This window comes from Virgibacillus sp. Bac330 (genome assembly GCF_003667845.1).
Lineage (GTDB): Bacteria > Bacillota > Bacilli > Bacillales > Amphibacillaceae > Virgibacillus > Virgibacillus chiguensis.
On sequence record NZ_CP033048.1, the window covers coordinates 2,003,664 to 2,016,265 of the forward strand.

Consider the following 12,602-nt stretch of genomic DNA (forward strand, 5'->3'; position numbering starts at 1 on the left):
TTAATACCTCGCCTTTCTTGATTTGATTTCTTCGTAAAAACGCACATAATGGTCATAGCGATAATCCGTTATTTCACCGTCTTCAACCGCTTGCTTAACGGCACATTTAGGCTCTTTCATATGCATGCAACCACGGAATTTACAATTTGCTTTTCTTTCTCTTATTTCTGGAAAATAATCAGCTAGTTCAGATGCGCCTAGATCTTGAAATTCCAAAGAACTGAAACCGGGTGTATCTGCGACAAGTCCGCCAAACATAGGAAGTAATTCCACATGTCTTGTTGTATGTCTTCCTCGACCAAGACTATCCGAAATTTCCCCTGTTTTTAATGCAAGAGAAGGGTCTATTGCATTGAGTAATGTTGTTTTCCCTACACCCGATTGCCCAGCAATGACTGTAATTTTATCTTTTAAATACCGTTTCAAAATGGATGTATGATCGGAATGCTTAACGGATAGTAACTCCACGTCATAACCGATTTTTTGATAATCTTTTTGATATTTTTCAAATCGATCTCTTTCCTGTTCCGCGACATCCAATTTGGTAAAGAAGATAACTGGCTTAATCAAATTGGATTCTACTAAAACAAGGAAACGATCAAGCAATGTTGCATTAAAAGCAGGCTTCATTGCAGAAGTAACTATAATTGCTTGATCAATATTTGCAATTGGCGGGCGAATTAATTCATTATCTCTTTCATGTACTTCTAAAATATATCCTTCATTGTCACCACTAAAGTCAAAAGTTACTACATCACCAACTAACGGGGTTATTTTTTTTTTACGAAAAACTCCCCTACCTTTACATTGGTACATATCTCCGTCAGCTTGTACATAGTAAAAGCCGCTTATAGCTTTAATTATTCTCCCTTTTGCCATCTATTCACCTTCTTTATATGCTATTACTTTATTCGAAATGACTTCTCCATCTCGTTTTATAATGTATTCGGCCTCGCTATCCGGTGCAATTGTAAGTGAGAAAGTTACTTCTGTATCTTCGGTTATTTTTTCCTCCATATAAACTTCAGATAATTCATTCTCCATATCTTCAATATATATAGTCACCGTTTGCTCTGGAAGTTCTTCTTGCTCCTCTGTCTCTTTCTTAGGTTTATAAGGAACTGTATAAGCAACTTCATGCGTTTTAGGAGGCATTTCTTCAGGCCCGGAAGAAATGACTACGGTTACTGTTGCACCTTCTTCCAGTTCAGTATCTGTTTGTGGATCTTGGCGAATAACTTCTCCTTCTGGCGTTGTATCAGAATGGTCTGTTTCTTTATTCATCTTTAGACCATAGTTTTTTAAATATTCTTCAGCCTCTGCTTCTGTCATCCCTTTTAAATTATTTAAACGAACTGTCTTAGGCCCACTACTAATGCGGAAGATTACCTTTGTCTCACTCGGTACAACTTCACTTTCTGGACTAGGTTGAATCTGTTCAATAACCTCTCCAATTGGTTTGTCTGAATTGACTTCGTATGGATCTAACACCTCGTAACCATCTTCTTCTAGCAAACGTTTTACCTGTTTAAAATCTTTTCCCACATAATCAGCGAAAGAAGCTGTTTCTTTGCCTTTACTAATCAATAATTTAATCGTTGATTCTTCCTTTATTGTAGCGCCAGCGCTTGGATCAGTACCTACGACTTCTCCTTCTTCTATTTCATTTGAAAAAACTTCTTGCCTATCTACAATTAAGTTTAAATCTTCTAGCTTGGTCGTTGCTTCTCTATCTGTCATATTTGTGACATCAGGAACAGTAACATCTTTTGGTTGGAATAAATCGGTAAAAAAGTACATTGCTAATAATCCAGCAACAAGTAAAAGTATGCTACCTATTAAAATAACCCATTTCTTCTTGTTTTTTTTCTTTTTCGGTCGTTGTTTCTTTACTTTTTTATCAGGTTGCTTTTTATCTACTACCTTCTCGGGCTCTGTATAAGATTTAGTTGTGTTAGAGGTATGAATGATGGTTTCATCATTAGGTGACATTTCTACCTGATCTGTAATAATTGGAATTGCCTTCGTTTCTTCCCCCTTTTCTATCGGTGGAATAAACATTGGTTCATTTCGTTTGTTTGGATCAAGTGCTGTTTCTAGTGCATCTTGCATATCATCCACCGTTTCATAACGATGGAACGGGTCTTTGGCTGTTGCTTTTAAAACGATATTTTCTACACTTTGCGGGATGCTTGCGTTAAACTCTCGTACAGAAGGTGTATTATTTTGCAAATGCTTTAAAGCAATAGAAACAGCTGATTGTCCCAAAAAAGGTAACTTTGCTGTTAATAATTCATATAAAACAATCCCAAGCGAATAAATATCGGACTTTTTGGTAGCCATTCCTCCTCTTGCTTGCTCTGGAGATAAATAATGAACAGATCCTAGAATTGAATTTGTCTGTGTTAACGAAGTAGCACTTAAAGCAACAGCAATTCCGAAGTCTGTTACTTTCACTTGACCATTTGTATCAACTAGAATATTTTGCGGCTTTATGTCACGATGCACAATACCATTCTCATGCGCATGAGAAATAGCCGAAGTAATTTGTCCCATAATATCCAATGCTTCCTTAACTTCTATGGGACCTTTATTTTGTATGTATTCTTTTAAAGTCATGCCTTTTACATATTCCATGACCATATAAAGTAAATGATCTTCTTCACCTACATCATATATATTAACGATATTTGGATGATTTAAACTTGTAGCAGCATGCGCTTCGCGATCAAAACGAGCGATAAATTCTTGGTCGTTTGCATACTCCAACCGCAAACTTTTAAGCGCTACATCTCTTTCTAAAATGGTATCTCTGACTAAATAAACATTTGCCATACCGCCACCGCCAATTGTTTCCTTAATCAAGTAGCGATCATTAATTAGGTGCCCTTTCATCAAGATGATTCACCCGCTCTCTCTTCAGGCTTATCGTGTTGTATTAAAACAAGAGAAATATTATCCTCACCGCCACGTTCATTTGCTACTTGAATCATCTTTTTCCCAATATGGCAAAGTTCCTCACCAGAATATATCATGGAATAAATTTCGTCATCTGTTAATTTATCAGTTAATCCGTCTGTACATAGTAACAGCAAATCATTTTGGTCTAAACTCAATGTGCGAACATCACATGTAACATTTTCTTCTGTCCCCAGAGCCTTTAAAACGACATTTTTTCGTGGGTGGTAAACAGCCTCTTCTTTAGAAATTTGTCCTGATTGAACAAGAGCATTTACAAAGGAATGATCTTCGGTAATCTGTTTCATCTGCTCATTATTGATTACATAAGCCCTACTATCACCAATATGTGCAATCGTTAAAGCATCATCAAGAATAATCGCGATAACAATGGTCGTTCCCATCCCATGGCAAGCTTCATGTTCTTGAGCATGCTGAAAAATAGCCGTATTCGCTTCTTGAACAGCATCTTTCACCCATGCTTCAGCCATCTCCGGGGTGTCTACTTGTTGTGTTTTTTCCCATTTATCTTGTAGCAATCTGGTAGCCATTTGACTAGCAACATCACCAGCTTGGTGCCCGCCCATACCATCAGCTATAATGGCTTGTGCCTGGCCTGCAACATTATAAAACACGCCTCCAGAGTCTTCATTATGACTTCGGACTTGCCCGCGATCTGTTAAAAAATGAGCTTTCATTATTTCACTCCCTTATTCTGAGAGAAACGCAGCTTCGCTTTAAACCATAACGAAAAGCTAGCATTCCTCTCTAACTACAAGCTTAAAAATACTTGTTTAAATATTTCTCAACAAAAAAGATTCTCTTCTGTACGCCATTTATTTCACGACGTATTGTTTATACAACTACAGTATTACACATTACCTCCCAGAAAAGAAGTCTATTTTACCCATTTTTTCTTTAATCGTGTCATAAAGAAACCATCCGTCTCAAATGAGTGAGGAAAGATTTGTAAACCCATTTCACTTACACCTGCTGAATCACGTAAGGGTCGTGGCAAATCAGAAAAAAATGTCTGGTCCACTTCAAAAGAAGGATGTTTGTCACAAAAAGCACGAACAACATGTTCATTTTCTTGTTGGTCGACCGTACATGTGCTGTATACAAGCAGACCTTCTTGCTTTAATAAAGAAGCAACTGTTTCCAGTATTTCCTGTTGAATGAGAGATAACCGTTCTATATCTTGTTCGTGTTTATGATATTTTATTTCTGGCTTCCCTCTAATAACACCCAATCCTGAGCAAGGTGCATCAACTAAAATCCGATCAAAGCTTCCTTTTTGATACATCCTTTGTAAATTACGCGCATCCTCTTTAGACGGATGTATAATGGACAATTCAAGTTCATTTGCCTTTGCTTGAATAAGCTTCACCTTTTTACTATGAAGGTCATAAGCATCGATTCTTCCTCTATTCTCCATTTTCTCAGCTATATGGGTAGCCTTTCCACCAGGAGCGCTACACGTATCAAGTACATGCATACCAGGTTGTACACGTAAGATTTCTGCTACAAGCATAGAGGATTGATCCTGGATCGTGAGCTTGCCCTCTTTAAACCACTTGCTCTTTAACACTTTCCCTTCTTCAACAATGATTCCTTGTTGAGAAAAAAAGGAAGGACGCACTTTAAAACCACTTTCCGCCATTTCTTGCATTATTTCTTCCCTATTTGTTTTCAAAGGTTGAATACGAACAGACAATGGCTTGTGATTGGTATTGGCTCTACACATTGCTTCTGTCGTCTCTTTTCCATACTGTTGGATCCAACGTTCCACTAACCATTTAGGATGGCTTGTTGTAATTGAAATTCTGGTTGCATCGTCCTTGATAGATGCTGTAGAAGGGACACCTCGTCTTTGCACGGTACGTAGAATTCCATTTACATAGGATGCGATACCCTTGTGTCCTCTTGTTTTTGCTATCTCAACAGCTTCATGAATAATCGCATGATCTGGTATACGATCTAAATATACCATTTGATACATAGACATTCTTAATAACACCTTTACCCATAAATCAGGAGTTTTCTTTCGATTTAAAAAAGACGCCAAATAATAATCTAATGTAATTTGTTGCTGCACTGTACCGTAAACGACCTCCGTAAATAATGCTTCGTCTTTTGGAGAAATATCACCTGATCTTAATTCTTGATTTACAAGTAAATGACTGTATCCTTGATCTTTTTCAATTCGTATTAATGTATCTAACACTTTGCTTCGTAGCGATTCTGTTTTCATTATCATTATTCACCCATTACTTGACCAATTTGAATTCGATTCGGATTACCTTGTAAATAATCCTTAACTTTCATTCTTTTTTTACCAGCTGGTTGTATTTCTGTGATACGGAAACCTTTCTTGTCCCCACAAACAACGATAAAAGCACAGTTATCTGGTTTTTCGACAACTTCTCCAGGTTGTCCGTCATACACCTTATCAATCGGTTCTCCCCACCAAATTTTCATTGGTTTGTCTTGCAACGTCGTATAGGCAACTGGCCATGGATGTAAGCCACGAACATGGTTATATATCACGTGACTAGGTTTATTCCAATCAATTTCCTCCTGCTCCCGTTTGATATTAGCAGCAAAAGTTGCTTGATCGTGGTTTTGTTTCATTGCTTTTAATTCGCCTACAAATAGTTTAGGAAGGGTTTCCTCTAGTAATTTCGAACCTGCGTTGGCCAATTTATCATGTAAACTACCAACATGATCATGTGCATCAATCGACACCTTTTGTTGTGTCAGCATATCACCTGCATCTAATTTTTCTACCATATACATAATCGTAATACCTGTCTCTTTTTTACCTTCCATAATGGCATAGTGAATGGGCGCTCCGCCTCGTAATTCTGGCAATAGTGAAGCATGTACATTAATGCATCCATATGGAGGTGCAGTTAATAACGCGTTAGGCAATAATTGACCATAAGCTGCGGTTATGATTAAATCAGGGCGATATGTCAATATCTCTTCGTAATTATCCTTTAACTTTTCTGGTTGAAAAACAGGAATATGATGTTTCTCTGCTTCCAATTTCACTGGTGGGGGGCTAAGCACCCTTTTTCTTCCTTTAGGTCGATCAGGCTGGGTAACAGCAAGAACAACTTCATAAGGAGAGTTTATTAATGTCCGTAAAATCGGTACTGCAAAATCGGGAGTCCCCATAAATACAATTCGCTTCATTTCATTACCTACTTTCTTTACATTAAATGATACGGTTGCATATCAATTGAAATTAACAAATCTTCTTTTTTTATTTCCTCCGAAAAAAGCGCAGCAATCTTCCGAAGTTTTGTTTGTAAATACGGTTCATTTCTGTATTTTATCATGCATTGATATCGATATCTATTCTTTATTCGCGGTATAGGAGATGGAGTCGGACCTAATAATATCGTTTGATTATGAACAACACTGGATAATTTTTGTACAAATTGTTGTGTTGTGTGAACGGCTTTCACTTGGTTTGTATGTGTAACAGTAATAAGTGCTAAAAAGAAATAGGGTGGGTAATGGAATGTTTTTCGCATGACCATTTCCTTTTTATAAAAGCTTTGATAATCATACTGACTTGCTAGTTGAATGCTATAATGATCAGGAGTATATGTTTGCACAATAACTTTCCCATTCAATTCATGTCTACCTGCGCGACCACTTACCTGCGTTAAAATTTGGAATGTTTTTTCAGATGAACGAAAGTCTGGCAAATGCAGCATAGAATCTGCGGTTAATACGCCAACTAATGTGACATTTTCAAAATCAAGCCCTTTAGCAATCATTTGTGTACCCAACAAAATATCAGCCTGTTTCGTTGCAAATTGGTGCAATAGCTTTTCATGGGACCCTTTTCTCCTTGTCGTATCAACATCCATGCGAATAACACGCGCTTCTGGTATTAGTTTTAATAAAGCTTCCTCAACCCTTTGTGTGCCGGTTCCGAAATAGCGAATGGTTTCACTTCCGCAATCTGGACATTGCGTCGGCATTTGTTCCTCATATGCACAGTAATGACATTTTAACCGATGACTATGCTTATGATAAGTTAAAGCAATATCACAATTAGGGCACTCTTTAACATGACCACAATCTCGGCACATAACGAATGTAGAGTAGCCTCTCCGATTTAATAATAGTACGATTTGTTCCCCTTTTTGCAAACAGGCCTCTATTTCCTTTTTCAAGGATCTAGAAAACATCGTTCGGTTACCAGCATGTAATTCTTTACGCATATCTACAATTTCTACTGGGGGCAACGGCTTGTCATTTGTTCGTTTGTCGAGCGTTTCTAGTTGATAAACACCTTTACTTGCTCTAGCATAAGATTCTAACATTGGCGTTGCACTTCCCAAAACAACAGGGCATTGATGATTCATTCCCCGTTGAATGGCAACATCTCTTGCATGATAACGCGGCTGATCTTCCTGTTTATAGGTCAATTCATGTTCCTCATCGATTATAATGACACCTAAGTTTTCAAATGGGGCAAAAACAGCTGACCTTGCACCGACAACAACTTGTACTTCTTTACGTTGTATGCGACGCCATTCATCGTATTTTTCACCTGCAGATAAAGCGCTATGCATGACTGCTACATTCGAACCAAACCTTCCTTTAAATCGTTTAACCATTTGTGGCGTTAACGATATTTCTGGAACAAGGACAATAGCTTCCTCTCCTTTTTCAATGACTTCCTGAATAACTTGTAAATATATTTCTGTCTTTCCACTTCCCGTTATACCATGTAATAAAAAGACATCATGCTGTTTGTTTGTTACTGTTTCTTTTATAGGTTTAATCGCTTCTGCTTGTTGCTCTGTCAATAATAACGGTTCTGTTTTAGTAAAATCTCCGACTGCGTAAGGATCACGATAAATCTCTTGTTGAAAAATTTCTAACAATCCTTTCTTACGTAATGCATTTACTGTGCTATCCGTTGTACGTAGCTGCTTAAGCAAATATCGCTTTTCAACTGGTTTTCGGTTTTGCAAAAAAAAGTGAAGAATTTGCTTCTGTTTTTTGGCTAGTTTAGATAAGTCTAAAGCCGCTTCCTCTAACTCATGCAACGGTTTGGCAGGACGGACCATCGTTAAAAATTTTTTTGTGATTCGAGACTTTACTAAATACTCAATTGCTATATCGCCAGCTTGTACCGCTTCTGACAAACGAATATATCTTATATCAGAAGCAATAAATTCTTCATATGGAACAACATCTCTACCTGCAAACAAAAATTCCAGTTCCTCAGACAAACGAGCTTCTGAAAGACGTACGATTTCCTTTTTATAAGTGGCTTTCAATACTTGTGGTAACATCGCCTGAAAGGTCGTTATTTGCAAACTTATCGTTTCATAAGCTAACCATTTTCCAACACGTAATAATTCTTTTGTCAATACAGGTTCAAGATCAAGAACATCATTAAGAGACTTTAGCTTAGAGAATTCAGAGCTACTTGCCTTTTCTACTACAAATCCCATCACTTTTCTCGGACCAAATGGCACAATAACCCGAACCCCTGGAGCAACAATATCAAGAAATTTTTCTGGAATGAGATAGTCAAACGTCTGGTCGATGGAACTAGCTGGAACATCGACAATTACTTTTGCTATATTCACGATTATTGACCCTCCAAGTCTTCATGAATCAGTTTAACAATTTGTTCAGCTATCACCTGCTTTGTATTCAAAGCGAGCTTTTCCTCTCTCCCTTGTTTATTCAAATACGTAACGGCATTTGTGTCCCCAGCAAATCCGGCACCTTCAAGAGAAATATCGTTAACAATAATTGCATCAAGGTTCTTTTTCTGCAACTTTTTATAACCATTTTCGATCGGTGTTTCTGTTTCAGCAGCAAATCCTACAAGAAACTGATCCTCTTTTTGGTCACCCAACGTCTGTAATATATCTCTTGTACGTTCCATCTCGAGGTATAACGGACCAGATTGCTTTTTCATTTTATGATCATACGTGATGCTCGGACGATAATCAGCAACAGCTGCAGCTTTAATGATAATATCACTTTTAGTAGCGTGCTCCAGCATAGCTTCATACATCTCCTCAGCAGTTGTAACATCCACTCTTTCAATTTGATGATGTTGCACTTGCATTTGACTTGGACCAGCTACCAACGTAACGGAAGCACCTGCATTAGCAGCTGCTTCTGCTATCGCAAAGCCCATTTTTCCGGAAGAACGATTCGTAAAATAACGAACTGGATCTATTTTTTCTTGTGTCGGTCCAGCAGAAATCAACATTTGCTTTCCTTTTAGAAATAGTTTTGCTTTTTTCTGTTGATGTACTTCTATCGTTTGTATAATTTGCTCCGGCTCTTCTAATCTGCCTTTTCCTACATAACCACAAGCCAAATAACCGGATCCAGGTTCGATAAAATGATACCCCCAGTCTACTAAAGTTTGCATGTTTTTTATAACTGCTGAATGTGCATACATGTGCACATTCATTGCAGGAGCAATATATACATCTGCTTGGGTAGCAAGTAATACCGTCGATAACATGTCATCAGCAATTCCATTGGCAAGCTTTCCGATTATATTTGCAGTTGCTGGAGCAATAATTATAATATCAGCCCAATCAGCCACATCGATATGAGCAATTCTTTCTGGGTCTTTCTCATCAAATGTGTCCGTATATACAGGGTTACGGGTAAGCGCTTGAAACGTTAAAGGTGTAACGAATTTCATTGCATTATCAGTCATGATCACCTTTACATTTGCTCCTTGCTGTGTCAACTTACTAGCGAGACTACAAGCCTTGTAAGCTGCTATCCCTCCAGATACACCCAACACAATATTTTTGGAATAAACCATGGTTTTTGCCCCTTTCTTTTCATCTTCCAGTTGACCATGTTGTATTTGTTACTTCATTTTAAATAGGCCTATGCAGAAACTCCCTCGCAACTATATTTGCGAGGGAGTCTCTACGCTTCATTATGATAACCTCTTTCATCATCCCTGCAACTGGGAGACATTCCTTATAATTGACTTTTTCCCGCCTCTTCGTCAATAAATAACTTTCCTGCTTGAACTTCTTCCAGTGCCATACCAACGTATTGATAGGATTTTGGGTTATCAATTAACACTTTCTTCGTTTCGCTAATTTGTCTAGCTCTTCTGGCAGCGAGTGTAACAAGGCTATATTTTGAGTTAACTTTTTTTAATAAAGAGTCAATCGATGGGTCTAGCATTATAATTCATCCTCCAATAATTGTTTATATTGTTTTGCAATGCGCTCCCGCTTTAAGTGTTCACTTTGAATAATCGCTTGAATTTTTTTCACAGCTAGAGCAACATCATCATTTACAACTACATAATCGTATTTGTCCATCATCTCAATTTCTTTTCTTGCCTCTTTTAGTCTGTTTAAGACAAGGTCTTGAGATTCTGTTCCTCTATGAACAATTCTATTTTTTAACTCCTCAAGGCTAGGTGGGAATAAAAAGATAAACACACCTTCGGGGAAGTTCTCCCTAACTTGTAAAGCACCCTGTACTTCGATTTCCAAAAATACATCATACCCTGATTCCAATGTTTTTTCTACATATTCACGGGGTGTACCATAATAATTATTGACATATTTCGCATATTCTAACAGCTGGTTTTCTTTAATTAGTTGCTCAAAATCCTGCTTGGATTTATAAAAATAATCTACGCCTTCTTTTTCTCCTGGACGTTTTTCACGGGTCGTCATAGAAATGGAATATTTTAAATCTGTATCTTGATTAAACAACGCTTTACGCACTGTTCCTTTCCCGACTCCGGAAGGCCCTGAAAGAATAAAAAGAATCCCTTTTTCTTCAATCAAATTATTTCCTCCTAATTATCGTCTGTAATTTCTTCATGACTCAATACACGTTGACCCACTGTTTCAGGTTGAACTGCAGACAGTACTACATGATCACTATCTGTGATGATAACTGCTCTTGTTCGTCTTCCGTAAGTTGCATCTACTAACTTATTATTTTCTCTGGCAACTGTAATAATTCGTTTGATTGGAGCTGATTCAGGCGAGACAATAGAAATCACTCGATTCGCTGAAACAACATTCCCAAAACCAATATTTATTAGTCGTAAACTCAATATGAACCCTCCGTATATTCTTTCTCTCTATAATTTTTATATTCCGTTCTAAAAATTGCTTAAATAGTGTATTACAAATGTCCCTTATTTTTACATTGCTTCGCTTCGTTTTTATAACGAAGCGATACTCCTTAACGATTTTTCTCTTAACAAGACATTTGCGACTGAACCGGGCCTTCGTATCATTTTTTAACAATTATGTTATAAAAACAATTCCATTTCAATTTTTATATCAATGATATAAGATAAGAACGCCTTCCTTTGTTACACTATAGGGAAGTATAAAATTTTCAGGGTTTATGTATAAACAAAACGATGGTGTTTTATCGCTAGAAAGACTTGGCGATCGCCAAGTCTTTCTAATGCTCATGGATACCCTGTTCAAGGTGTTTGCACGAGAAGATAGAAAAACTCCGGTTATGAATGCAGGCTGTTTTTAACAAAGTATTACTATAGTTACATATAAAAATGTTGGCGTTAATAGATAAGATTTATAAACGATTGCTAGTTAAACACGAATGAAGTCACAAATATGTTTTCAACCTTTATTCATATTATACGTAAAAAAAGGTGCTTAACACAACTATTACTCCATATTTTGCACTTGTTCTTTAATTTTTTCAATTTCACTCTTAATCAAAATGGTATATTCACTAATTACTGTATCAACGGATTTCGAACCAATTGTATTTGCTTCACGAAGTAATTCTTGAGCAATAAATTCTAACTTCCTTCCAATCGGCTCTGTTAATATGATTGTTTGCTCCATCTGTGCTAAGTGGCTATGCATACGTATTATTTCTTCAGTAATATCGCCTTTTTCAGCTAATAAAACAATTTCTTGATATAATCTAGCTGTATCTTGTAGCGGTTCTTCCATAAAATGATCGGATACTCTACGTTTAATTCGCTCTCGATGTGCAGTTAAAGCAAACGGTTGACGTCCCTTTATTTTTTCTACATATTGTACTAGATTATGTATACGTGTCCGTAAATCTTTTAATAGAGAGACACCCTCTTTTTCCCTCATTTCTAATGCTTGTTTACTCGCATGATTGACTGCATTCATTAACAAGGAAATGTATTCATCCGATATGTTGTTCTCCTTTTCGGATACAGAAAATATCTCTGGAAAGCTAGTAATAACCGTCATTGGCAAATCTCCATTAAGCTGATATCGCTGCTTCAACTCTTGTAACTGCCCCATGTATTGATCTACTAGGTCCCAATTTGCTTCCACCGTTTTTTGTAGCAATGTTTCTCCATAAATTTGAATATATAATTCTACTCTTCCACGTTGAAAAAAGGTTTGGAGTATCCTTCTAAGTTGATCCTCCAAAAATATACATTGACTTGGGATTTTCATACTTACATCAAAATATCTATGATTCACCGTTTTAACCTCAACTGCTATCGTTAGCTCATTCGTACCAACCTTCGCTCTTCCGTAGCTCGTCATACTTTTTGCCATACTAATCACTCCATCTATATCGTATTATACCCTCAGTTCCTTTTTATTGAAAAGAGATATGGTTGT

Annotated in this window: 11 protein-coding genes; all 11 read right to left on the reverse strand. The window is 37.1% G+C overall.

The features are described 5' to 3' along the window. The 11 genes from rsgA to D9780_RS09435 all read right to left on the reverse strand — a co-directional run bounded on the left by rsgA (position 1) and on the right by D9780_RS09435 (position 12,536). Positions 1–879 (reverse strand): ribosome small subunit-dependent GTPase A, encoded by an 879-nt coding sequence (rsgA, locus tag D9780_RS09385; RefSeq protein ID WP_073005179.1) that lies wholly within the window; start codon positions 877–879, stop codon positions 1–3. Beyond that, complete coding sequence (gene pknB, locus D9780_RS09390; RefSeq protein WP_371413741.1) at positions 880–2,895, reverse strand: Stk1 family PASTA domain-containing Ser/Thr kinase; 2,016 nt, start codon at positions 2,893–2,895, stop codon at positions 880–882. Beyond that, positions 2,895–3,656: a Stp1/IreP family PP2C-type Ser/Thr phosphatase gene (locus D9780_RS09395; protein WP_121639925.1), complete on the reverse strand. Its 762-nt coding sequence runs from the start codon at positions 3,654–3,656 to the stop codon at positions 2,895–2,897. Before D9780_RS09395 ends, pknB begins: the two co-directional genes overlap by 1 nt. A gap of 200 nt (positions 3,657–3,856) precedes the next feature. Then, positions 3,857–5,212 carry a 16S rRNA (cytosine(967)-C(5))-methyltransferase RsmB gene (gene rsmB, locus D9780_RS09400; protein WP_121639926.1) on the reverse strand — a complete coding sequence of 452 codons (1,356 nt, stop codon included), beginning with the start codon at positions 5,210–5,212 and terminating at the stop codon, positions 3,857–3,859. Between the two features lie 5 nt (positions 5,213–5,217). Further along, a complete protein-coding gene (gene fmt / locus D9780_RS09405) occupies positions 5,218–6,159 on the reverse strand; it encodes a methionyl-tRNA formyltransferase (RefSeq protein WP_073005187.1) in 942 nt (313 codons plus the stop codon). A gap of 17 nt (positions 6,160–6,176) precedes the next feature. Next, complete coding sequence (priA, locus tag D9780_RS09410; protein ID WP_121639927.1) at positions 6,177–8,585, reverse strand: primosomal protein N'; 2,409 nt, start codon at positions 8,583–8,585, stop codon at positions 6,177–6,179. A 2-nt stretch (positions 8,586–8,587) separates the two neighbouring features. Further along, complete coding sequence (coaBC, locus tag D9780_RS09415; protein WP_121639928.1) at positions 8,588–9,796, reverse strand: bifunctional phosphopantothenoylcysteine decarboxylase/phosphopantothenate--cysteine ligase CoaBC; 1,209 nt, start codon at positions 9,794–9,796, stop codon at positions 8,588–8,590. Positions 9,797–9,960: 164 nt separating this feature from the next. Next, complete coding sequence (gene rpoZ / locus D9780_RS09420; protein ID WP_101934024.1) at positions 9,961–10,176, reverse strand: DNA-directed RNA polymerase subunit omega; 216 nt, start codon at positions 10,174–10,176, stop codon at positions 9,961–9,963. After that, on the reverse strand, positions 10,173–10,790 hold the full coding sequence (gmk, locus tag D9780_RS09425) for a guanylate kinase (protein ID WP_073005195.1): 618 nt from the start codon (positions 10,788–10,790) through the stop codon (positions 10,173–10,175). The genes rpoZ and gmk overlap by 4 nt, the downstream gene beginning before the upstream one ends. Before the next feature lie 11 nt (positions 10,791–10,801). Beyond that, positions 10,802–11,065 carry an extracellular matrix/biofilm regulator RemA gene (gene remA / locus D9780_RS09430; RefSeq protein WP_073005196.1) on the reverse strand — a complete coding sequence of 88 codons (264 nt, stop codon included), beginning with the start codon at positions 11,063–11,065 and terminating at the stop codon, positions 10,802–10,804. 586 nt (positions 11,066–11,651) lie between these two features. Then, positions 11,652–12,536, reverse strand: coding sequence for a YicC/YloC family endoribonuclease (locus D9780_RS09435; protein WP_121639929.1), 885 nt, complete (start codon positions 12,534–12,536; stop codon positions 11,652–11,654). Positions 12,537–12,602 lie beyond the last annotated feature (66 nt).